The sequence below is a fragment of the Arsenicicoccus sp. oral taxon 190 genome (assembly GCF_001189535.1).
Lineage (GTDB): Bacteria > Actinomycetota > Actinomycetes > Actinomycetales > Dermatophilaceae > Arsenicicoccus.
Map to the genome: position 1 here is coordinate 1,401,608 of NZ_CP012070.1, position 21,971 is coordinate 1,423,578.

Annotated in this window: 18 protein-coding genes and 1 riboswitch; of the genes, 9 read left to right on the plus strand and 9 right to left on the minus strand. The window is 71.2% G+C overall.

What is annotated here, in order from left to right; all coding sequences use genetic code 11:
- Nucleotides 1-38 precede the first annotated feature (38 nt).
- The 5 genes from ADJ73_RS06630 (at nt 39) to ADJ73_RS06650 (ending at nt 5,820) form a co-directional block, all read left to right on the plus strand.
- Nucleotides 39-881, plus strand: coding sequence for a PhzF family phenazine biosynthesis protein (locus ADJ73_RS06630; protein ID WP_050347616.1), 843 nt, complete (start codon nt 39-41; stop codon nt 879-881).
- A 72-nt stretch (nt 882-953) separates the two neighbouring features.
- Nucleotides 954-1,856 carry an oxidoreductase gene (locus ADJ73_RS06635; RefSeq protein WP_050347617.1) on the plus strand — a complete coding sequence of 301 codons (903 nt, stop codon included), beginning with the start codon at nt 954-956 and terminating at the stop codon, nt 1,854-1,856.
- A 24-nt stretch (nt 1,857-1,880) separates the two neighbouring features.
- The gene (locus ADJ73_RS06640) at nt 1,881-2,777 is read left to right on the plus strand and encodes a DMT family transporter (RefSeq protein WP_050347618.1); all 897 of its coding nucleotides are present in this window, start codon (nt 1,881-1,883) and stop codon (nt 2,775-2,777) included.
- A 33-nt stretch (nt 2,778-2,810) separates the two neighbouring features.
- On the plus strand, nt 2,811-4,424 hold the full coding sequence (locus ADJ73_RS06645) for a phospholipase D family protein (protein WP_050349289.1): 1,614 nt from the start codon (nt 2,811-2,813) through the stop codon (nt 4,422-4,424).
- A 76-nt stretch (nt 4,425-4,500) separates the two neighbouring features.
- Nucleotides 4,501-5,820, plus strand: coding sequence for an AI-2E family transporter (locus ADJ73_RS06650; RefSeq protein WP_050347619.1), 1,320 nt, complete (start codon nt 4,501-4,503; stop codon nt 5,818-5,820).
- 67 nt (nt 5,821-5,887) lie between these two features.
- On the opposite strand, the gene ADJ73_RS06655 is transcribed toward ADJ73_RS06650, so the two are convergent.
- From ADJ73_RS06655 to ADJ73_RS06665, 3 genes are all read right to left on the minus strand, one after another.
- Nucleotides 5,888-6,289 carry an SRPBCC family protein gene (locus ADJ73_RS06655; RefSeq protein ID WP_050347620.1) on the minus strand — a complete coding sequence of 134 codons (402 nt, stop codon included), beginning with the start codon at nt 6,287-6,289 and terminating at the stop codon, nt 5,888-5,890.
- An 896-nt stretch (nt 6,290-7,185) separates the two neighbouring features.
- Complete coding sequence (locus tag ADJ73_RS06660) at nt 7,186-8,037, minus strand: sulfite exporter TauE/SafE family protein (RefSeq protein WP_253272685.1); 852 nt, start codon at nt 8,035-8,037, stop codon at nt 7,186-7,188.
- A gap of 2 nt (nt 8,038-8,039) precedes the next feature.
- Nucleotides 8,040-9,590 carry a CYTH and CHAD domain-containing protein gene (locus tag ADJ73_RS06665; protein ID WP_050347621.1) on the minus strand — a complete coding sequence of 517 codons (1,551 nt, stop codon included), beginning with the start codon at nt 9,588-9,590 and terminating at the stop codon, nt 8,040-8,042.
- Nucleotides 9,591-9,657: 67 nt separating this feature from the next.
- On the opposite strand from ADJ73_RS06665, the gene ADJ73_RS06670 reads away from it, so the two are divergent.
- Entirely contained in the window at nt 9,658-11,610 is a 1,953-nt protein-coding gene (locus ADJ73_RS06670; protein ID WP_156188147.1) for an amylosucrase, read from the plus strand.
- A gap of 177 nt (nt 11,611-11,787) precedes the next feature.
- Here the strand turns inward: ADJ73_RS06670 and ADJ73_RS06675 are convergent, their stop codons facing one another.
- Nucleotides 11,788-13,497: a metallophosphoesterase family protein gene (locus ADJ73_RS06675; protein ID WP_050347623.1), complete on the minus strand. Its 1,710-nt coding sequence runs from the start codon at nt 13,495-13,497 to the stop codon at nt 11,788-11,790.
- A gap of 141 nt (nt 13,498-13,638) precedes the next feature.
- On the opposite strand from ADJ73_RS06675, the gene lhgO reads away from it, so the two are divergent.
- Both lhgO and ADJ73_RS06685 read left to right on the plus strand, forming a co-directional pair.
- Nucleotides 13,639-14,853, plus strand: a complete 1,215-nt coding sequence (lhgO, locus tag ADJ73_RS06680) for an L-2-hydroxyglutarate oxidase (protein ID WP_050347624.1) — start codon at nt 13,639-13,641, stop codon at nt 14,851-14,853.
- Between the two features lie 41 nt (nt 14,854-14,894).
- Nucleotides 14,895-15,119, plus strand: a riboswitch (cobalamin riboswitch).
- Nucleotides 15,120-15,235: 116 nt separating this feature from the next.
- Nucleotides 15,236-15,670: a hypothetical protein gene (locus ADJ73_RS06685; RefSeq protein WP_050347625.1), complete on the plus strand. Its 435-nt coding sequence runs from the start codon at nt 15,236-15,238 to the stop codon at nt 15,668-15,670.
- 83 nt (nt 15,671-15,753) lie between these two features.
- Here the strand turns inward: ADJ73_RS06685 and ADJ73_RS06690 are convergent, their stop codons facing one another.
- The 3 genes from ADJ73_RS06690 to ADJ73_RS06700 all read right to left on the minus strand — a co-directional run bounded on the left by ADJ73_RS06690 (nt 15,754) and on the right by ADJ73_RS06700 (nt 19,881).
- Complete coding sequence (locus ADJ73_RS06690) at nt 15,754-16,635, minus strand: hypothetical protein (RefSeq protein ID WP_050347626.1); 882 nt, start codon at nt 16,633-16,635, stop codon at nt 15,754-15,756.
- The gene (locus ADJ73_RS06695) at nt 16,632-17,447 is read right to left on the minus strand and encodes a transposase family protein (protein ID WP_050347627.1); all 816 of its coding nucleotides are present in this window, start codon (nt 17,445-17,447) and stop codon (nt 16,632-16,634) included. The genes ADJ73_RS06690 and ADJ73_RS06695 overlap by 4 nt, the downstream gene beginning before the upstream one ends.
- Nucleotides 17,448-17,658: 211 nt before the next feature.
- Nucleotides 17,659-19,881 carry a hypothetical protein gene (locus ADJ73_RS06700; protein WP_156188148.1) on the minus strand — a complete coding sequence of 741 codons (2,223 nt, stop codon included), beginning with the start codon at nt 19,879-19,881 and terminating at the stop codon, nt 17,659-17,661.
- Between the two features lie 188 nt (nt 19,882-20,069).
- Here ADJ73_RS06700 and ADJ73_RS06705 point away from each other — a divergent pair, with 188 nt between their 5' ends.
- Nucleotides 20,070-20,885, plus strand: coding sequence for a transposase family protein (locus ADJ73_RS06705; RefSeq protein ID WP_050347629.1), 816 nt, complete (start codon nt 20,070-20,072; stop codon nt 20,883-20,885).
- A 7-nt stretch (nt 20,886-20,892) separates the two neighbouring features.
- Here ADJ73_RS06705 and ADJ73_RS06710 read toward each other — a convergent pair whose 3' ends face one another.
- Both ADJ73_RS06710 and ADJ73_RS06715 read right to left on the minus strand, forming a co-directional pair.
- Entirely contained in the window at nt 20,893-21,237 is a 345-nt protein-coding gene (locus ADJ73_RS06710) for a hypothetical protein (protein WP_050347630.1), read from the minus strand.
- Between the two features lie 91 nt (nt 21,238-21,328).
- Complete coding sequence (locus ADJ73_RS06715; protein ID WP_082176792.1) at nt 21,329-21,937, minus strand: PadR family transcriptional regulator; 609 nt, start codon at nt 21,935-21,937, stop codon at nt 21,329-21,331.
- Nucleotides 21,938-21,971: the final 34 nt, after the last annotated feature.

Consider the following 21,971-nt stretch of genomic DNA (forward strand, 5'->3'; position numbering starts at 1 on the left):
CTCAGGACGGGTCCACGGCGGGCCTATACCCTGAGGCCATGCCTTCCGACTACCGCATTCTCAACGTGTTCACCACGCAGGAGGACCTCTTCTCCGGCAACGCCGTGGCGGTGTTCACGGACGCCTCCGGTCTCGACGAGGAGACCATGAGGCAGACCGCCCGTCAGCTCGGGTGCGAGTGCTCGTTCATCACCGGCAAGGACGCCGACGGCAACCCCACGGTCCGCTTCTACCAGCCCGAGGGGGCGTCCGGCTTCGCGGGGAGCGCCTCGATGGCCACGGCCCAGGTCGTCCGGGACATGCACGGCGGCGAGGGCGACATCACCCTGGTCGGCAAGAAGCAGCGCATCCAGGTGATCGACTCCGGCGACCACTGGACGATGCTCGGCCGCACGTCCGTGATCGAGCCCATCCACACCGAGAAGCGATTCCTCGCCGGCCTGGTGGGGCGCAAGATGCCCGCCATCGTCGACCCCACCGTCAAGGTCACCTTCACGCGCTCGACGATCGTGCTGCAGCTCGCCACCGCCGAGGACGTCCACGACGCCTTGATCGACGCGCGGCTGCTGCACCAGTACGCCATGCTCCTGCACGTGGAGCCGCAGATCTACGTGTGGGCCTTCCGTGAGGACGGCGACGTGGAGTCGCGCATGTTCTACGGCCCGCTCGGCGGTGTCCTCGAGGTCGCGGCCACCGCGTCCGGCGCCGGCCGCCTCGGGGAGGTGCTGGTGTCCCGCGACGTCCGCGACCAGACCTACCGCGTCTACCAGGGCCGCGAGATCGAGCGTCCCTCCATGATCCTGCTCGACATCGACGACGCCGGGCAGGTGTCGCTCGGCGGCTACGTCAAGGAGGTCGCCCGCGGGGCGATGGCGATCTGATGTGACCGGCAGGCCGCGAGGAGTTCGTCGCGAGGTCGGTGGGAGGTCATCCGGATGGCGCAGACTGGACCCATGAGCACCTGGACCTCCACGGACATCCCTGACCAGACCGGCCGGGTCTTCGTCGTCACCGGCGCCAACTCGGGGCTGGGTCTGGAGACGACCCGCGCGCTGGTCGCCAAGGGCGCGTATGTCGTCATGGCCTGCCGCGACACCGCCAAGGGCGAGGCGGCGCGGGCGTCGCTGGACCTGAGCGGGACGGGCGGCGCCGAGGTGCGCCGGCTGGACCTGGCCTCGCTCGCGTCGGTGCGGGACTTCGCGGAGGGCGTGGCCGACTGGCGCATCGAGACGCTGATCAACAACGCCGGGGTGATGGCGGTGCCGTTCTCGCGCACCGAGGACGGCTTCGAGATGCAGCTGGGCACCAACGTGCTCGGGCACTTCGCGCTGACCGCGCAGCTGCTGCCGCGGCTGACCGACCGGGTCGTGTGGCTGTCGTCGCTGATGCACCGGATCGGGCGCATCGACCTGGCCGACCCCAGCTTCGAGCGGCGGCGCTACAACCCCTGGATCGCCTATGGCCAGAGCAAGCTGGCCGACCTGATGCTGGCCTACGAGCTGCAGCGGCGGCTGACGGGGGCGCGGTCCCCGCTGCGGTCGATGGCGGCGCACCCGGGCTACTCCGACACCAACCTGCAGGGACGCACCGGCAGCGGCTGGCTGGACCGGGCGATGGTGCGCACCAACAAGGTGCGCTCGGTGGCGCAGTCGGCGGCGGACGGTGCGCTGCCGGAGCTCTACGCCGCGACGGTCGACGACCTGCCGGGCGGGTCCTTCGTGGGGCCGGACGGCTTCATGGAGGCGCAGGGTCACCCGCGGACCGTGGGGTCGACCGCCGCCTCCCACGACCGGCGCAAGGCGGCGCAGCTGTGGCAGCTGTGCGAGGAGATGACGGGCGTCCCCTTCCGCGTCTGACCACCTCAGGTAGGTTCTGGGGCCGTGGTCGCCATCGCCTACGCCCTCGTCTCGGCCGTCCTCTACGGCGTCTCGGACTTCCTGTCGGGGGTCCAGTCGCGGCGGCGCCACTTCCTGCTGGTCGCCGCCGTGGCCCAGACGTTCTCCGCGGTCGGCATCACGGCCGTGGCGCTGGCCCAGCGTCAGCCGCTCACCCAGACCGCGGTGCTGTGGGGTGCCGTCGCCGCGACCGGGCACTGCTCCGGCACGCTGATGCTCATGCGGGGCCTGGCCCGCGGCGCCATGCACGTCGCCGGCCCGCTCTCGGCGGTCTGCGCGGCCGGGCTCCCGGTGCTCCTCGGGGTCGCCCTTGGCGAGCGCCCCACCGCCCTCGGCCTCGTCGGCATCCTCCTCGCCCTGCCCGCCGTGTGGGCCGTCGCCGCGGGCGAGAGCGAGCCGGGCTCGGTCCCCGGCGAGGCCCACCTCGTCGATCCTGACCAGCCACGTATGCCGCCCGCCCACCGCCCCGACCCCCACGCCGGGGTGCGCGACGGCCTGCTCGCGGGGGTCGGCTTCGCGGTGTTCTTCATCGCGCTGGCCCGAGCAGGGTCCGGCTCGGGCTCGTGGCCCGTCGCGGTCTGCCAGCTGGTGTCGCTGGCGGCGATGTGGCTGCTCGTCGCCCGCGCGCGGCCCGCGGGCAGCGTCCGCGCCGCGCTTCCCGCGTGGGTGGTGGGGGTGACGGGCTCGCTGGGGTCGCTGACCTACTTCCTGGCGGGGGCGGCGGGCGGCGGGCTCACCGTGGTGCCGGTCGTGGCGTCGCTCTACCCGGCGTTCACCGTGCTCCTGGCGATGCTCGTCCTCGCCGAGCGCGCCTCCCGCACCCAGGTGGCCGGCCTGGTCGGGTGTGCCCTCGCGGTGGCGCTGATCGCCGCCAACGGGTGACGGGCGGGCGGCATACGCGCCAGTATGGGGGTCATGCCGATCCGAGAATGGTTGATCACCAAGGCCGACCGGGCCAACCCGCGCACCACGATCGACGACCGGCACCCGGGGGACCAGGCGTGGAGCGACGGGGACCGGGCGACCCCGCTGATCCACGGCGCGACCTACTTCGCCGAGCTCTACGAGCGCATCGAGGCGACCGGCCCGGGTGACCTGGTGTGGTTCACCGACTGGCGTGGCGACCCCGACGAGAGGTTCGTCGCGGGGGACCCCAACTCCGAGGTGGCGGCGGTGCTCGCCCGGGCCGCCCGCCGCGGCGTCGACGTCCGGGGCCTGGTGTGGCGCTCCCACTGGGACAAGCTGTCCTTCTCCGGCACCGAGAACCGCCGCTTCGGCGAGCAGCTGCAGAGCGCCGGCGCCGAGGTGCTGCTCGACATGCGGGTGCGCACCGGCGGCTCCCACCACCAGAAGCTCGTCGTGATCCGCCACCGCGACGACCCCACGCGGGACGTCGCCTACGTCGGCGGCATCGACCTGTGCCACTCCCGGCGCGACGACGCGGACCACGGCGGGGACCCGCAGGCCCAGGCGATGGCGGAGGACTTCGGCGACAGCCCGCCCTGGCACGATGCCCAGGTGCGGCTGCAGGGGCCGGTGGTGCACGACGTGGAGACCGTCTTCCGGGAGCGCTGGACCGACCCGACCCCCTTGTCCCGGAGCCCGATCCGGATGACCGCCGACCGGATGCGCGGCGACGACACCAGGCCCGACCCGCTGCCGGCCCAGGCGCCGCCCCCGCCACCGGTGCCCGGCTCCACCCATCACGTCCAGCTGCTGCGGACCTACCCCGACCTGCGGCACGGCCGCGACTACCCCTTCGCCCGGGGTGGCGAGCGCAGCGTGGCGCGCGGCTACTCCAAGGCGCTGGAGCGGGCGGACCACCTCATCTACATCGAGGACCAGTACCTCTGGTCCGCCGACGTCGCCGAGCAGTTCGTGGAGACCCTGTCCACCAGCCCGGACCTGCACGTCATCGCGGTGCTGCCCCAGATGCCCGACCAGAGCAGCCCACTGTCGCGGATCCCGCAGCTCTACGGCCGGCACAAGGCGCTGGACCTCATCACGCGGGCCGGCGGCGACCGGGTGGCGGCATACGGGCTGGAGAACTCTGCCGGCACGCCGGTCTACGTCCACGCCAAGGTCTGCGTGATGGACGACCGCTGGGCCACGATCGGCTCGGACAACTTCAACCGCCGCTCGTGGACCCACGACTCCGAGCTGTCCGCGGTGGTGTGGGACGACGAGGGCGGCGACCACAGCGCCTACGCCCGTCGCCTGCGGCTGCGCCTCGCGGCGGAGCACCTGGGCCGGGAGCTGTCACCGGACCCGAGCGACGCGGAGCTGGCCGACGTGATGGCCGACTGCCTCACCGCCGAGGGGACGTTCGCGGCGTATGCCGCCTGCGCCCGCCGCCTCGACGAGTGGCACGCCGGGGGCGAGGTGGGGGAGCGACCCCCCGGGCGGCTGCGCCGGCTGGCGCCGGTGGAGCAGGGGCCGGTGACGCGGGCCTGGGCGCGGCTGGTCTACCGCTGGGTGCACGACCCGGACGGCCGACCGGCGCCGCTGCGGCGCGCCGGGAGGTTCTGAGCGGACCCGCAGGGAGCATCCGGGAGGACCCGGCACAATGACTCGCGTGACAGCGCCGGGGGACGAGAGGACCGACATGGATCAGGACGACGCGACGCCGCCGGGGGGCCGTGGGGACGCGGCCGCCGACCCTGGTGACCCGGGGCGGCTGCGAGGCGCGCTCGGCTCGGTCACCCGGACCGTGCGGGCCCGGCTCGACGCGCCGCCGCCGTCGCAGTGGGGCACCCAGGCGGTCGCGCCGACCGTGCACGTGACGGTGCCGGAGCGCTCCGACGACGACGCCAACCCGATCCCCACCGCGGTGCGGGTGGCGGCCGCCTGGAGCTGGCGCCTCATCCTGATCGTCGCGGCGGTCTACCTCGTCGCGCGGGGGCTCGCGGCGGCCCCCATCGTGACGATCCCCTTCGTCGTGGCGCTGCTGCTCACCGCGGTGCTCTCGCCGGTGCAGCGCCGGCTGCACCACGGCGCGCGGGTCCCGCACTCGCTGGCGGCCTTCCTCGCGCTGCTGCTCGGCATCGTCGTGATCGGCGCGATCGTGACCTTCGTGGTCATGCAGATCACGGCCAACTGGCCGCGGATGGCGCAGCAGTTCTCGCAGTTCATCGACCAGACGGCGCAGTGGCTGCGGGCCGGTCCGCTGCACATGAGCGACAAGCAGGTCGAGAAGTACCTCCAGGAGGCCTCCGACACCGTCTCCAAGAACCAGGGCACCCTGCTCTCGGGCGCCATCACCACCGTCTCCACGCTGTCGGAGGTCGTCGCCGGGGGGCTGCTGCTGCTCCTCAGCACCTTCTTCCTGCTGCGCGACGGCGAGGTCATCTGGCGCTGGGTGATCGGGCTGCTGCCCTCGGGCTCGCGGCGCCGGGTCGACCAGGTCGGCCGGGTCGGCTGGCACACCCTCGGTGGCTACATGCGCGGCGTCACCATCATCGCGACGCTGCACGCCACGACCATCTACGTCGTGCTGCACGTGCTCGACGTGCCGATGGCGGTCGCCCTGTCCGTGCTGATCTTCGTGGGCTCCTTCATCCCCCTGATCGGTATGACGGTCACCGGTTGCTTCTGCATCGCCGTCAGCCTCATCGAGCACGGCCCCGGGGCGGCCCTCGTGGTCGCCATCACCATCGTCGTGCTGGTGCAGCTGGAGGCCCACCTCCTGCAGCCGCTGATCATGAGCCGCAACGTCGAGGTCCACCCCCTCGGCGTGGCCCTCTCGGTGCTGGCGGGGACCTCGATCGCGGGGGTGGCGGGGGCGCTCTTCGCGGTCCCGATCGTCGCCTTCGCCAACGCCACGCTGCGCGCGGTCAACCTGCCGCTGCCGCCGACCGAGGAGGCACGGGAGACCCAGGCGCGCGGCGCAGCCGGGGAGCTGTCGGCCGAGGGCGCGCCGGACTGAGCGACGGGCCGGACCTGGGCGGCTGGCTGGACCTGAGCGGCTGGGCCAGACCTGAGCGGCTGGCTGGTCAGGCGGTGCGGGCCTCGATCCGGGCGGCGATCGCCGAGAGCGCCTGGTCCAGCCCGAGGTCGATGGTGGCGGGGTCGCCATGCTCTGTGCTGAGCGTGATCTCGAGCTCCGACGGGTCGTCGCCGGTGACGGTGAGGCTGCCGTGGTAGCTGTGTCGCTCGGAGCCCCACTCCATCGCCCGGGCGTCCTCCTCGACGCGCAGCCAGGCGGTGCCCTGCACCTCGAGCTCGCGCGTGCCGTCCGGGGTGACCACGGCGGTCACCTGGACGGTCCCGTCCGGCCGTGGCTCGACGCGCCGCATGCGCGGCATGAAGTCGGGCAGGTTGCGCGGGTCGCTCAGGTAGGCCCAGGTACTTGCGGCGGGGGCGGCGATGGTCACGGTGCGGCGGTGCTGCGACATGGTCTCTCCTCGTCGAGCCGGTGATGTCCCAGTCCTATCAGGTGGCGCGCACGCCGGTTCGGGCGGGGCGGCCCGGGTCGACCGCCCTCAGCGCCGGCCGACACGTCAGGCCGCACGACCACGATCTCCAACGTCGGCGAGTCGGCGTCTACACGGGGAGACCGATCAGCAACCCCGGCGAGTCGGCAATCGCGGCCAGGCGGATGGCCCGCGGCCGCTCCCGGTCTCGGCCGCCGTTTCCGGTCTCGGTGGCCAGTCTCCGTCTGGGGCTGCAGCCGGAGACGGGGACTGCAGGGCAAGACGGGGGATGGAAGGGGAGACGGGGGATGGAGGTCCAGACGGGGGATGGAGGGCGAGACGGGGGATGGAGGTCCAGACGGGGGACGGAGGGCGAGGGGCCGGTTGCGGTCTTGGTGGCCGTTCCCGGTCTCGGTGGCCAGTTTCCGTCTGGGGCTGCAGCCGGAGACGGGGACTGCAGGTCAAGACGGGGGATGGAAGGGGAGACGGGGGAGGCTGGTCAAGACGGGGGACGGAGGGCGAGGGGCCGCTCCCGGTCTCGGTGGCCGTTCCCGGTCTCGGCTGCCGCTCCCGGTCTTGGTGGCCGTTCCCGGTCTGGGTGGCCAGTTTCCGTCTGGGGCTGCAGCCGGAGACGGGGACTGCAGGTCAAGACGGGGGATGGAAGGGGAGACGGGGGAGGCTGGTCAAGACGGGGACGGAGGGCGAGGGGCCGTTCCCGGTCTCGGCTGCCGCCACCGGTCTCGGTGGCCGTTCCCGGTTTCGGCGGCCAGTCTCCGTCTGGGGCTGCAGCCGGAGACGGGGATTGCAGGTCGAGACGGGGGACGCAGGGCGAGACGGGGGAGGCAGGGCGAGACGGGGGGTGGGGCGGCGAGACTCCCTCAGCGCCAGCTCTCCAGCAGCGTGAACCCGGCGACGACCACCAGCAGCGCCCCGAAGGCCCGCTGCAGCCGCGCCGCCGACGTCCGCCGACCGACCCGGCCCCCGAGCAGCCCGCCGACCACCATCGCCACGGTCAGCGCGGTCGTCAGCGGCGCGTCGAGCCGGCCCAGCGTGTCCAGCCGCCACACCAGCGAGGTGACCGAGTTGCCGGCGATGACCAGCAGGGACGTCCCGACGGCGAGGGAGATCGGCACGTCCAGCAGCAGGGTCAGCGCCGGCACGATCGCGAAACCCCCGCCGACCCCGAAGAACCCCGTCAGCAGCCCCACGCCCGTGGCCGCCGCGACGAGCCGCCCCCAGCGCGGGCCCCGCGCCCGCAGACCGGTCACGACCTCCCGCGGGTCGGCGCCGGGCTCCTGCGGCGGGCCGGCGTCGGGCTCCTGCGGCGAGCCGGCGCCGGGCTCCTGCGGCGAGCCGGCGTCGGGCTCCTGCGGCGAGCGGGCGCGCCGGAGCATCAGCCCCGCCACGACGAGCAGCAGCACCCCGAACATCCCCATGAGCACGTCCTGCGGCACAAGATGCGAGGCGCGGGTGCCGACGGCGGAGCCCAGCACCCCGGCGATCACGAAGGCGCCCGCCATACGACCGTCGACGAGGCCGCGGCGACCGGCCGACCAGGCCGAGACCAGGGAGGACACCCCGACGACGACCAGCGAGGTCGTGGTGGCGGCGAGCGGTGGCAGGTGCAGGAGGTAGACGAGCACCGGGACCAGCAGGATCGCGCCGCCGCCGCCGAGGGCGCCCATGACGACGCCGATGAGGAGCCCGAGGAGCACCGCTCCTGCGAGCACGCTCAGACCTGCTTCCAGCCCTTGAGGCGACGCTTGCCGACGCGTCCGAGGGCCTTGCGGTAGGCCTTCCCGGACAGGTCGCCCCGGGTGGACTCCTCGAGCCCCTCGAGCCGGCCGTAGGTGTAGGACGGCTCGCCGTGGCGCTGCGCGCGCAGCCCCAGGTCCCGCAGCGCCTCCTGGGTGATGACGCTGTCCTGGTGCTCGCCGAGGATGTCGGACAGGTCGGCACTGCGCTTGGCGAGCTGCTTGCCGCGGATCCCGAGCACGACGGTCGTGGATTCCGCGGCGTAGCGCAGTCGCTTGGCGCCCTTGCGGACCTCGTGCAGGGCGGTCTCGGCACGCGCCGGGTCGTCGGCGGCCGAGGCGTGCCGGACCGCGCGGCGCATCCGTCGCCAGTCGCGGCCGAGGAGCCGGGGGACGACCAGCGTGGCGCGCTCGTCGGCGAGCGGGGTCAGGGGCGGGCTGGCGACCAGCGCGTCCAGCTCGTCGAGCAGGGCGTAGTAGCGCTCGTGCTCCAGGCCCCGGACCAGCCGCGCGTGGGCGCGGTCGTAGTCCTTGGTCAGCTCGGTGTCGATGCGCCCGGCCACCGGGCCCAGGACCGACTGGGAGGGCTGGGACTCCACGAGCGCGAGCAGCCGGTCGCGCATCACCTCGGCGTCGCGGACGCCGCCGAGGGTGTCGGCCAGCACCTTGAGCTCGGCACGCAGGTGGGTGGTCAGCTCCTCGTCCAGGAGCGGGCCGTATGTCGACAACAGCGTCCGCAGCCGCCGCGTCGCGACCCGCATCTGGTGCACCGCGTCGGGGGCGGACAGGCGCGCCCCGGCGTCCTCGGCCTTGAGGCGCTCGACGGTGGTCTGCAGGGCCGCCATCATCACCTGCCCGGCGGTGGGCTTGGCGGGGACGGCGTGGATCGCGGGCGGCTGGGGGGCGAGCGGGCCGAGGGCGCGCACGAGCTTGGACGGGCCCTGGGCGGGGCGGGCGCCGGCGCACGTCAGCAGGCGCTCGACGGCGTCGAGCAGCGGCACCGGGCCGTCGACGAGCTCGACCTCCCACTCGCTCCAGGACGACGGCTCCACGCCCTCGCGCAGCGGGGTCGCGGTGACCTCGTCGCAGGCCACCTCCGCGAGGAACCTGTGCTCCTCGCCGCCGGACCGCAGCTCGGTGGTGGTGCGGCGGTTCGTGAGCCGCACCACCGGCGTGAGCGCGCGGCCCCGGGTGTGCGCCAGCACGTGGGGCAGCAGCTCGGCCGGGACCTGCAGGTCCGCGAGGTCGACGTCGTGGTCCTCGAGCGGGGCGTGCAGCTCGCGACGCACGTCCTTCTTGGCGGGGAGCTTCAGGTGCCAGCCGGCGTCCTTGCCGCCGGTGCGGCGGCGCAGCGTGATCCGGGCCCGCGCGAGCGCCAGGTCGTCGGTGTCGAGGTAGACGGCGTCCAGCTCGTCCGGGCCCCGCCGCGAGACGTCGTCCACCCCGGGCAGCGTGACGAGGGACGGCAGCACCGCCCCGGCGTCGACGGCATACTTGCGCTCGATCTCCTGATGCTCCGTCGCACTCACGGGTCCATCATCCCTGACGGCAAACACCGATGCACGCGCCCGGGTCCTCGATGCCACCATGGTGCGCATGTCGGCACCCTCGCACTGGCCCGCGGTCCCCCGCTCCTACCGCTCGCTGCCCGGGTGGGCCGAGCTCGACGGCTTCGCGCAGGCCACCTTCGAGGCCAGGCTGCACACCCTGTGGCCGGACCTGGCCCGGCCGGTCACCGAGCTGTATGCCGATCGCGAGGACCTGCCCGTCGTCCTGGACCGGCTCGTGACGGTCGTGGCCCGCGCCTACCTGGACCGCGCCGAGGACCTGCGGGTCCTGGACCAGCGGCGGCTCTCCCAGCCCGACTGGTTCCAGCGCCACGACATGGTCGGTTACGTCTGCTACACCGACCGGTTCAGCGGGTCCTTCGCGACGCTGCCGTCCCGGCTCGACTACCTCGCCGAGCAGGGCGTGACCTACCTGCACCTGATGCCGGTGCTCGCACCCCGGGAGGGACCCAACGACGGTGGCTACGCCGTCGTGGACTACCGCGAGACCGACCCCCGGCTGGGGTCCATGGCGGAGCTGCGGGACCTCGCGACCACGCTGCGCGGCCGGGGGATCTCCCTGGTCGTGGACCTCGTCTGCAACCACACCGCCCGCGAGCACGAGTGGGCGCGGCGGGCGGTCGCCGGCGAGACGGCCGAGGACCTGGCCTACCGGGACTACTACTTCTTCTACCCCGACCGGACGATGCCCGACCAGTGGGAGCAGTCGCTGCCCGAGGTCTTCCCCGACTTCGCGCCCGGCAGCTTCACCTGGGTGCCCGAGGCCGACGCGTGGGTGTGGACGACCTTCAACGACTACCAGTGGGACCTCGACTACACCAACCCGCGCGTGCTCGAGGAGATGCTCGACGTCATCTGCCACCTCGGCAACGCCGGGGTCGAGGTCGTGCGCCTCGACGCCGTCGCGTTCATGTGGAAGCGGCTCGGCACCACCTGCCAGAACCAGCCGGAGGCGCACCTGATCCTGCAGGCCTTCCGGGCGTTCACGCGGCTCGCGATGCCCGGGGTGGTGCTGCTCGCCGAGGCCATCGTCTCCCCGGAGGACCTGGTCCCCTACCTCGGGCAGGGCGCCGCGACCGGCCGGGAGTGCGAGCTCGCCTACCACAACGTCTACATGGTGGGGCTGTGGTCGGCGCTCGCCGAGGGGGACGCCCGGCTCCTCACCCACACGCTGCGGTCGATGCCCCCGATCCCGCCGAGCGTCGCGTGGCTCACCTACAGCCGGCTCCACGACGACATCGGCTGGGCCGTCACCGACGCCAACGCCGCCGCCGTGGGCCTGGACGGCTTCGCCCACCGCTCCTTCCTGTCCGACTTCTACTCCGGGGCGCACCCCGGGTCGTGGGCCGAGGGCGAGGTCTTCCAGGAGAACCCCGTCACCCGCGACCGCCGCATCTCCGGCACCCTCGCCTCGCTGGCCGGGCTCGAGCGGGCGAGGCAGCGCGGTGACGGGGAGGCGGTGGGGCTCGCCATACGGCGGATCCTGCTGCTGCACGGGCTGGTCCTGGTGCACGGAGGCGTCCCGCTGATCTACATGGGCGACGAGCTGGGGATGCTCAACGACCGGTCGTACCTGGCGGACCCGGCGCGCGCCGAGGACAACCGGTGGGTGCACCGGCCCGCGATGGACTGGCTGGCGGCCGAGCGGAGGCACGACCCGACGGCCGTGGAGGCGCGAGTCTTCGAGGGGCTGCAGCAGCTGGTCCGCGCCCGTCAGGGGCTGCCGCAGCTGCATGCCCAGACCCCCGTCGAGGCCCTCGACCTGGGCGGGGACGACGTCTTCGCGCTGCTGCGCACCGGCCCGCGGGGGCACTGCCTGGCGCTCGCCAACCTCACCGACGCGCCCCGGCACGTGTCGCTGCACGGGTTCGACCGGTTCGGGCCGCTGTCGGGGCTGCGTGACGCGATCACCGGGGACGACCTGTGGTGGGACTTCACCCTGGAGCCCTACCAGCAGCGCTGGGTCGTGCCGGCGCCCTGACCAGCCCTGACCAGCCCTGACCAGCTCTGACCAGCTCTGACCCGCCCACGTCTCGCCGAACTCGCATGCACAACGCCCCTCCAGGCGCGACCCACCTGCAGAGACGCGTCGTTGTGCATGCGAGCCGGCCGCCGGCCGGCCTCGCGCTGTGCCGCGAGACCGCCCAGGGGGCGCAGCTCAGGGCGTGCTCGTCGCGGCGGGTTCGTCGGGGGACGCGGCACGCACGTCCTGCAGCGTGACCGGGGCGTCGGCGCGGCAGGCCCGGCCGGGTGACGGTGCCGGGGCCTGGATGGCGGCGCCGTTGATGGCGCGCACGTCGTCGTAGACCGGGCGTCCCTCGAGCAGGTCGCGGTAGCTGTAGCGCGTCAACGTCTGCAGCCGGCAGTCCGCGCCGAAGCTGAGGATGTCGAAGGCGTAGGGCTGGCCCGACAGCTCCCCACCCTGCTTGTCCTGGATGTAGTGCGACACGACCCCACCGCCGGTGAAGGTCCCCACCTGGATGCGGTTGCCCTGCAGCCCGGCGGAGTGCATGTGACCGTTGAGGCGGATGCCGGCGTCGCCGACCCGGTCGGCGGCATACGGCTCGTGGGTGACGAGCAGGTCCAGGCCCCGGCGGGAGTCCGCGGCGAGGGCGGACTGCGACGGCGTCGGCGTGGGGCTCTTGGTGCCGGGGGTGGTCGGCGCCGGGGTGCCGCCGCTGGGGGTGGCGGTGGCGCCGCTGGTCGAGGAGGGCGTGGACACCACGGCCGTCCCGGCGCGCAGCTGGTCCATGGCCTCGGTGAACGCCTCGGCGGCCGGCACCTGCGAGGTCGCCCCGCCGCCCCCGTCGTCGCCGAACCACCGCGGGTCGTTGAAGCCGCCGACTCGCAGCCCGCCGACCGTCGCGATCGTGTAGCGGCGCGGCGCGGGCTGCAGCACCACGACCCCGGGGACCTGCGCCATCCGCTGCAGCAGGGCCTCGTCGGTGGGGGAGGTGGCGTCGTGGTTGCCGCGCACGAAGAGGTAGGGCACCCCGAGCGAGCGGATCCCCGTGAACAGCCCGCCCGCCTCGGCCTCCTCGACCCGCCCGAAGTTGATGAGGTCGCCGGTGTCGACGACGGCGGTGATGCCCTCGGTCTGGATGATCTGCCGCATCAGCGGATAGGCGTTGGCGCCGTGGATGTCCGAGACGAGGAGCACCTTGACGGAGGCCGGCGTCGCCAGCTCGGCCGGGACGAACTTGTCCTGCAGCGCCGCGGACAGCGCCAGCATGTTCTTGACGTAGGGGGACGCCTGCTCCGAGCGGGCCTCCACGTCGGCGAGGATCCGGGTGTTGGAGCGCACGTAGCCGAGCAGCCCGTTGGTCCCCACGGCCTCGAGCCGGCCGGGCTGGAAGGTGGTCCACGCCGCGCCGGCCGTCCCGCCGAGCGCGAGTACGGCTGCCAGAGCCGGTATGACGACCGCCCGCCGCCACGGCCGCAGCGCCGCGTCGCGCGAGCGCCAGTGCCGGATGGCGAAGGCCACCAGGAGGCAGGTGACGAGCACGCCGAGCGCGAACTTGCCGCCGACGTGGGACACGACGGTCGAGGTGACCTGGTCGAGCTCGGCGGGGGTCGGCTTGAGCGCACCGACGGACAGGTCCTTGGTGGCGAGGACCGTGGTGATCCGGTCGGAGACCTGTGCGACGGCGTTGATCCCCGGGGCGGGCACCACCCCGTCGAAACGCAGGTCGAGGTCGCCGAAGAGGGTCGGCGCGTGCAGCGTGGACAGCTGGTCGGGCTCGGCCGACAGGCGCACCGTGGCGGCGTACGAGCTGGTCGAGACCTCGGTGGGCCAGACGCTCGTCACGGCCACGCCGACCAGCGAGGCGGTGAGCGTCAGGGCGGCGACGGCGAGGACGGCGGCCACACTGCGGCATACGAGATAAACCCAGCGTGACCATGGTTGGCGACGGGATGAGGCAAACCGGACACCTCGGGACGACTCTGGGGACTCGGTCCTCGTCGCGGGGCTCACCGGGCCAGACTAGAGGCGTCGAAAGGGGAATTCATGAAGACCGAGGCTGACGTCCTCGTCGTCGGTGGGGGCATCGTCGGGCTCGCGACGGCCCGCGCCCTCCAGCTCCGCAAGCCGGGCGCCCACGTCGTCGTCATCGACAAGGAAGACGACATCGCCCGCCACCAGACCGGCAACAACTCCGGGGTGATCCACGCCGGTGTCTACTACAAGCCGGGGTCCTACAAGGCCCGGCTGTGCTTCGACGGGCGGGTGCGCCTGGTGGAGTACCTCAAGGACAAGGGGATCCCGCACCGGATCGACGGCAAGCTCGTCGTGGCGACCAACGCCGACGAGGTCGAGAAGATGAAGGAGATCCAGCGTCGCTGCGAGGCCAACGACGTCCCGACGCAGTGGATGACCCGCGAGGAGTTCCGCGAGGTCGAGCCGCACGCCGAGGGCGTGGCCGCGCTGCAGGTCAAGGTGACCGGCGTCGTCGACTACAAGGTCGTGTGCCAGAGCTACGCCGACGACATCCGCGCCGCCGGCGGCGAGATCCGCACCGGCACCGCGCTCGTGTCGGGGCGTCCGGGCCTGAACGACGTCACCGTCGAGACCACCCAGGGCACGATCGTCGCCAAGCAGGTCGTGACCTGCGGCGGCCTCAACGCCGACCTGGTGGCGCGCGCGATGGGGGCGCAGCCGCAGACCCGCATCGTCGGTTTCCGTGGCGAGTACTACGAGCTGACGCCCGAGAAGTCCTACCTGTGCAACGCGCTCATCTACCCGGTGCCCGACCCGCGCTTCCCCTTCCTCGGGGTGCACGCGACGCGCGGCATCGACGGTCACGTCCACCTCGGCCCCAACGCCGTGATCGCGCTGGCCCGCGAGGGCTACTCGTGGACCCAGATCAACCCGCGCGACATGGTGCAGCTCGCGGCCTTCCCGGGGATCTGGCGGCTCGCGCAGAAGTACTGGAAGTACTCCATCGGCGAGGTGCAGCGCTCCTTCTCCAAGGAGGCCTTCGTCAAGGCGACGCAGAAGATGATGCCCGAGGTGCAGGTCGAGGACGTCGTCCGCGCCGGCGCCGGGGTCCGCGCCCAGGCGATGCGTCCGGACGGCACGCTCGTCGAGGACTTCGACTTCCTGCACGAGCACCCGCGCGTGCTGCACGTCCTCAACGCGCCCTCGCCCGCGGCCACCGCGTCGCTCGCGATCGCCGAGGTCATCGCCGACAAGCTCGCCGAGGCGGAGCGCGTCACGATCTGAGGCGTATGGCGCTCGTCGCTGCGGGGCGGTCGACCGGGATCGGCTAGGTTGGCGGTGCTGGTCCTCCCGCCTCGGCGGGAGGGGCAAGAGGGAACCCGGTGCGAGTCCGGGACTGCCCCGCAGCGGTGAGTGGGAACGACATCGTCATACGCACTGGGTCCGACCACCTGGGAAGCGACGGTGAAGGAGACCGCGGCGCAAGCCGCGGTGAGCCGCAAGGCTCGTCGCCCACGAGTCCGAAGACCTGCCAGTGCACCGCATCCGCGGTGCGCCCGTGTCCATCGCCTCGAGGGAAGGCGGGGTCACCCCGCCTGGCAGGCCTGGCCCGTCGGCGGCGGCGTCCCCGGTGACCCTCGGGTTTCCTTCACCGGGAGGTCGATCCATGAACACCCAGTCCCTGCCCACCAGCCGACCTGGCCTGAGCCTGACGCTCTACCCCGACCACGAGGCCCTGCACATCACCGACGAGCTCCAGCAGCTGGAGCTGGTGGGGGCGCGGGTGCCGTTCGGGGTCGCCCCGGGGGACCGCTCCGCCGGCTCCTGGCTCGAGACCTGCGCCGCCGAGGAGGGGTTCCGGCTCGTGACGCTCGCCATGGACGGCGTCCTCGTCGGCTTCGTCGCGGGGGTGGTCGGCCCGGCGCGCGTCGAGCTGCGTCACCTGACGATGGCGGCGTCGGTGCGCACCCGCCACCCCGAGCTCGTGGACCTGCTGGGGGAGGCGCTGGTGGAGTCGAGCCAGCTGCCCTGGGCCGAGGTCCGCGTCGCGCCGACGTGTCCCGCGCTCGCGCACCTCGCCAGCGACCCGGTCAACGTCTGACTGTCACCGCCCGACCACGATCGTGAGGGTCTGGTGCACGTGTGGTGGACCAGACCCTTACGATCTCGGCAGAGGGAAGGAGGTCAGCGGCGCGGTCCCACGACCCGGGCCTTGCTCGCCGCCGGCAGCAGCGCCCGCTGGATCGTCGTGGTCGTGCCGGTGCGGGTGATCGCCCACGTGACCGTCGACCGGGCCGCGAGGTCCACCACCGCGTCGCCGGGGTCGCCCGCCACGGGCACCGGCGTCGACTGGCCGGTGACGACCGCGAACCCGCCCTGCACCACGGGTCCGGTGCTGCCGTCCTCGTGGCGCCACGGCACCGTGTCCTCGCCCCCGATGACCTGGCGCCCGTCCGGCAGGGCCGTGGCTGCGCTCACGACCCACTCCGGCGCGGGGCAGGTGCCCGTGGTGCCGTTGACGAGCCGCTTGCACAGGCCCCGCAGCGACTGCCGCGTGAAGGTCGCGTCCGTCCACATGCGCTGCGAGCCCCAGGTGGTGATGTCGGCGGCCGAGCGCACCACCCAGTCGTTGGTCCGCCACTCCTCGCCGGTCGGGTAGGCGACGTGCGTGGCACCGAGCAGCCGCGGGGGAGCGGCGGTCAGGTCGTATGCCGTGGACCACACGTGGCCGCCCGGGAACCCCACGGTCGCGACGAACCGGCCCTGAGCCAGGCCCACCAGCGGCGGGACGCCGGGCCGGCTCTGGCCGCGGGGGTCGGTCGAGAAGGGCGTCACGCTCCACCGGCCGCCCGCCAGACGAGCCGAGGTCGCCTGCGACCCACGGGTCGGGCCGAACGACGACCCCCACAGGACCACCGTGCCGCCGTCGGCCGCGAGCGCCCAGGGGTCCCACTGCAAGGTGCCCGCGGGCATCGCGGGCTGGGGGACCTGGACGTAGTGGTTGCCCTGGCTGCGCCACAGGGTCGGCGTCGCGCCGGTCGTGAGGATCCACTGAGGCTTTCTCACCAGCGGCCTCGAGTCATGGTGGCAATGACGAGGGCGGCGGCGACGATCGCGCCGATGCGGGCTGGGTCGAGGGTGATGTGCCGTAGGGCTCGGTAGTGCTTGAGGATGGCGTTGGCGCGTTCGGCCGGGGCCCGCAGGGCGCGCAGCAGTCGGTTCGTGGTGCGGGTGCCGCGGTCGAGGTTGTGGCCCTTGATCGGGGTGTGGATCCCGATCCCAGCGCCGGCGTAGCCCTTGTCCGCCAACGTGGGAAGGCCTTTCGCGGCGGCGGGGTACAGCAGGGGGAAGGCGTGGGTGCGGGCAGTGGTGATGTCGTGGGTGGACCCTGGCTCGACCGGGCTGGTCCAGATCGGGAATCCGGTGTGGTCGGTGAGGACCTGGACGTTCCCGCCGTGCGCGTGGTGCTTGCCCGAGTACCAGATGTCGTACCCCTTCACAGCGCCGTTCCCGCTGGTCGAGCGGGCAGAGCACCGGTTGGTGCGGATGAGGGTGCCGTCCAGGCAGACGAACGGCGCGGCGGTGTCGAGCTGGCCGGCAAGGACGTCTTCCAAGGTGGGGGCGCGGTCGGCGACGACGTCGATGGCCTCGTGCAGGTACCGGTACGCCGTCGCTTGGGACAGGCCGTGGTCGGCGGCGAGGCGGTGAACAGGGGTGGCGTTGATCAGCCAGCGCAGGAACAACACGGCTTGCGTCCAGCACGTCGCGGCCCGCTGCCAGGGGCGCGCGTCGTGGACCGTGCGGTGATGCTGGAGCCACGCCGACACGCGGCGCACGACGACGAGGGGAACGGGCAGGGTGGCACGATAGGACAGCACGCGGGGCTCGGTTCGGGCGAGGGGACAGAGGTGAAACCGAGCCTGGTCACCGGGCCCTGCCTGCGCCTATCCGACACGCCGTCCCCGCAGGTCACAGCCCTGCGGCACCGTCGAACCGCCAAGCCTGGTGAGAAATCCTCAGTCAAGGGCCGGCGCAAGCGCCGGCCAGCGGCGCGTGTCCTCGCTTCGCTGCGGGCCGCGCCGCTCACCCTCACATACCGAGACTGGCCTGAATCGCCTTTGCAGCAACTTTCGTGCCGAGTTCCACGGCAATCTCAAGCGCCTTTCCGCCTGCCCTCTTGAGACTCGCGACCACAGATGACTCGTCCTTTCCAGCTTCGATAGCTTCGATCGCGCCTTGTACGCCTAATACAGATTCAAAGTCCGCCGAACTACTGGCCATCTGCACGAGCGCAAGCTTCACACGTCCGAGTTCGGCAGCCAACGCCGGATCGGTCGCATCGATGCTCACCCTGTGCTGGTTCACCGTATTGCCCGTTGCTTGTGCTCCCGGACCTTGAGCCAGAACCTGACTATCGTTGTTCTCGAAGTAGCCGCCTTGGTAATTCGTCACTTGTTGTCCTCCTTGAATTATGGTCATCCCAGGATTGCCTGCTTGCTGTCCAAGCCCCTGGACCAAACTCGACAGCAAAGTAACCAACTCGCCATTTTCTGCATTATCAGTAGCCGCCAAAGCCCGCCGCGCGAGATCCAGTTGGTCACGCCGTTCGTCGAGAAGTTCGTCCCGCTGCCGCACCAACTCCTCGTTATGCGCGAAGATAGCACGCTCGATCGCGCCCTGAAACTCAGGAGCGGATTCCTCGTAGCGTCCTATTCGCTCCATCAGAATCGAATCCGTCAAGATACGCAGCGCGGTCTCTTCTTGCAGGTCGGAGAAGCTCGCAAGGTAGCTCGAAACCCGCTGTACCGTATCTGCATAGTTCTTACCGTTCGTCCCTCGTAGTTCAGCCGTCGCGAATAGTCTGGCAAACGCAGCATCGTCAAACCGGTGCGCAACCCCGACAAATGGCCGGAGCGCCTGAAGGAAGGCGTCTGGAAGCACAACGACGGGACGCGTCCCATATTCCCTGCGAAGCACGGTCTTGTCGAATCGCCAGAACAGATAGTCGCTTGAGAGTACAAAGGATCCAGAATAGAGAGTTCCCTTCTTTCGCGTCGGAAGCTGATTCTCCTTTGCGATCATCCACAAGATTGCGTCATGTTCGTACGTCTCATATCGCGAACTCCGCCGACGGGGGCTCTTCTTCAAGTACTCCTTGTAGTCCTCAGTAATCGTCGCCCTCAATGTCATCCGCTCGGAGTTGTCTAGCGCCTCAGGTTCTCTGAAGACCTCGATGCCAAACTCAGCGAGAAGCGCCAGCGGCGATTGGAACCGCGCACAGAACGCGGACGGCGAGATCGGCTGATTGGAGTTCAGCTGATGGAATCGCATCTCAATACCGGATATGCGAGTCGCCTGCCAAGGCAACTTGACTAGGGCGCTGGACACTGCTCGGGACCAGGTTCGGCCAGTCAATCGACTGGTGGCGGCCTCGATGGAATTGTCCAGTTCGCGCACAGTCTTAGCGTGACAGTACAGGCTGAACGGCAACTTGTTCTGGTCAATCACACGAAACAGATCGACGCTGGCGGCGGCCAGCGGAGTGTCATGCGTGCCCAAAAGCGAGAAAAGTATGTTCGTGTCAAGGAAGATCTTGAGCTTCGGCAGCCTTGATTTCAATTCGGTCCGAATGTCTTCATCGACGGACAAAGCCATGAGATTAAAGGTGCTGTCCGCCAGTTGCGTAATATATTTCAACGCATCCGGGTCGCCTGACGAAAAGAAGCTGGCAATCGCCGCGGAATATGCAACTCGCTCAGAATCTTCCACGCCGAACTCATCGAAGATCCCGTCAAGCACCGATGACCTACTTGGCTCGACCGATCCGCCATTCTCGACTTCGCCCCCGAGAAGGTTGACGGCGTCCAACCCATGAGCGCGAAATACCGCCGCGGCGTATTGGAGCAAGATCGCCCAAGCGTTCCCACTGTCTGGGATCGCACCCGAGATGGAAGCTATCCAGCGAGCCGAGACATCTTTTTCGATGTTGTCGGCTGCAACAAGCCGGCGCTCCGTATCTTCGCTGGCAGACTTACTCAGTCGGTATTCGTCTCGATAGGAATCTCGAATCAGATGTCCTGTTTGGACCAGTCTTGCGAGACACTCGCTTATGTCATGAAGACTCAGTTCGATGTCAAATGACTCTTGAATTGCCTCGAACCAGTCGTCAGCACTGCTCCATCGGCGCTCCGGGTAGTAGTAGACCATAACCGGAACGAGCCAATCGAGCACCTCTTCGAGGCGATTGCTTCCCGCTACGGCGGCCACTTGGCATGTGCGCCGAAATACGCGACTCGCGGTCGTGTCAGTCATCGATACACCCTAAGCGATCCAGGTACTGATGTGCAGGAATGGCGCAATGAGGATTTCTCACCAGGCTTGGCGGTTCGACGGTGCCGCAGGGCTGTGACCTGCGGGGACGGCGTGTCGGATAGGCGCAGGCAGGGCCCGGTGACCAGGCTCGGTTTCACCTCTGTCCCCTCGCCCGAACCGAGCCCCGCGTGCTGTCCTATCGTGCCACCCTGCCCGTTCCCCTCGTCGTCGTGCGCCGCGTGTCGGCGTGGCTCCAGCATCACCGCACGGTCCACGACGCGCGCCCCTGGCAGCGGGCCGCGACGTGCTGGACGCAAGCCGTGTTGTTCCTGCGCTGGCTGATCAACGCCACCCCTGTTCACCGCCTCGCCGCCGACCACGGCCTGTCCCAAGCGACGGCGTACCGGTACCTGCACGAGGCCATCGACGTCGTCGCCGACCGCGCCCCCACCTTGGAAGACGTCCTTGCCGGCCAGCTCGACACCGCCGCGCCGTTCGTCTGCCTGGACGGCACCCTCATCCGCACCAACCGGTGCTCTGCCCGCTCGACCAGCGGGAACGGCGCTGTGAAGGGGTACCACATCTGGTACTCGGGCAAGCACCACGCGCACGGCGGGAACGTCCAGGTCCTCACCGACCACACCGGATTCCCGATCTGGACCAGCCCGGTCGAGCCAGGGTCCACCCACGACATCACCACTGCCCGCACCCACGCCTTCCCCCTGCTGTACCCCGCCGCCGCGAAAGGCCTTCCCACGTTGGCGGACAAGGGCTACGCCGGCGCTGGGATCGGGATCCACACCCCGATCAAGGGCCACAACCTCGACCGCGGCACCCGCACCACGAACCGACTGCTGCGCGCCCTGCGGGCCCCGGCCGAACGCGCCAACGCCATCCTCAAGCACTACCGAGCCCTACGGCACATCACCCTCGACCCAGCCCGCATCGGCGCGATCGTCGCCGCCGCCCTCGTCATTGCCACCATGACTCGAGGCCGCTGGTGAGAAAACCTCAATGCTGCTTGTCGGTGGCGCTGACCACCTGGGCGCCGGTGGCGGTGACGCCGGGGAGGGCCTGGGTGGTCCAGCGGCCGTTGCGCTGCTTCTCGACCACGACCGGGCCGGCGGCTCCCGGGGCGCTGCGGCGGATGCCGACGACCACGACCCCGTCGCGGGCGGTGGCGGCGAGGCTGGTGGCGGCATACGACGTGGTGCGGACGGGGGTGAAGCCCGACGCGGCGGCCGCCCTGGGGGCCAGCGCCGACGGTCCGGCGAGCCGGGCGTGCGCGGCGGCGGGGGTGGCGACGGTGGCGGCCGCCAGCGTGGTGGCGGCGATCAGACGGATGGTGCGGGACATGGCTCCCCCTGGCGAGAGGTGGCGGGCAGCCCGTTGTGGCTGCCACCCCATCCAATATGCCATCCGGGTGTCCCGGAACCGCCCGAAATGACTATTTTCGGGATGATTCGTGCACCGGGGCGAGGGCCTGGACGTCCGGCCGGCATCCAGGATCGGCGCCGGTGTGCTGCGACCGCCGGGCGGCGCGAGCGACCCGCGCCTCGACGTGGTCGAGCCAGCGCACCTCCGACTCCGCGCCGAAGATGAGGTTCTCCACGACCAGCAGCCAGGCCAGCTGGGTGCGATCCGGGTCGCCGGTCGTCGACGCCTTGAGGCGGGTGAGGTCGCGCAGCTGACGCATGGTCGCGGTGCGCTGGGCCTGCACGATGCGGGTGACGTCGACGCCGGGCACGGTGACCGCCAGGGCCAGCTTGATGGCCAGCTCGTTGCGGGGCGTGGACTCGCGGTCCACGGGCTCGGCCCACCACCGCTCGACCTCGGCGCGTCCCGCGTCGGTGAGGCCGTAGGTCGTGCGCCCCTCGTCGTCGTCGCCCAGCTCGACCACCAGGCCGTCGCGGTCGAGGCGGGCGAGGGTCTGGTAGACCTGCCCCACGTTGAGCGGCCACGTGCCGCCGGTGCGGGCCTCGAACTCGGCGCGCAGCTGGGCGCCATACATGGGCTGGTCGGCGAGGAGGGCGAGCAGCCCTTGGCGGATCGACATGAGGTCTCCAGTCTCTCCCGGGTGAGGTGGGCGG

Coding starts and splice junctions, on each gene's coding strand:
- ADJ73_RS06630 (WP_050347616.1), top strand. CDS start 39: ATGCCTTCCGACTACCGCATTCTCAACGTGTTCACCACGCAGGAGGAC.
- ADJ73_RS06635 (WP_050347617.1), top strand. CDS start 954: ATGAGCACCTGGACCTCCACGGACATCCCTGACCAGACCGGCCGGGTC.
- ADJ73_RS06645 (WP_050349289.1), top strand. CDS start 2,811: ATGCCGATCCGAGAATGGTTGATCACCAAGGCCGACCGGGCCAACCCG.
- ADJ73_RS06650 (WP_050347619.1), top strand. CDS start 4,501: ATGGATCAGGACGACGCGACGCCGCCGGGGGGCCGTGGGGACGCGGCC.
- ADJ73_RS06655 (WP_050347620.1), bottom strand. CDS start 6,289: ATGTCGCAGCACCGCCGCACCGTGACCATCGCCGCCCCCGCCGCAAGT.
- ADJ73_RS06670 (WP_156188147.1), top strand. CDS start 9,658: ATGTCGGCACCCTCGCACTGGCCCGCGGTCCCCCGCTCCTACCGCTCG.
- lhgO (WP_050347624.1), top strand. CDS start 13,639: ATGAAGACCGAGGCTGACGTCCTCGTCGTCGGTGGGGGCATCGTCGGG.
- ADJ73_RS06685 (WP_050347625.1), top strand. CDS start 15,236: ATGAACACCCAGTCCCTGCCCACCAGCCGACCTGGCCTGAGCCTGACG.
- ADJ73_RS06700 (WP_156188148.1), bottom strand. CDS start 19,881: ATGACTGACACGACCGCGAGTCGCGTATTTCGGCGCACATGCCAAGTG.
- ADJ73_RS06710 (WP_050347630.1), bottom strand. CDS start 21,237: ATGTCCCGCACCATCCGTCTGATCGCCGCCACCACGCTGGCGGCCGCC.
- ADJ73_RS06715 (WP_082176792.1), bottom strand. CDS start 21,937: ATGTCGATCCGCCAAGGGCTGCTCGCCCTCCTCGCCGACCAGCCCATG.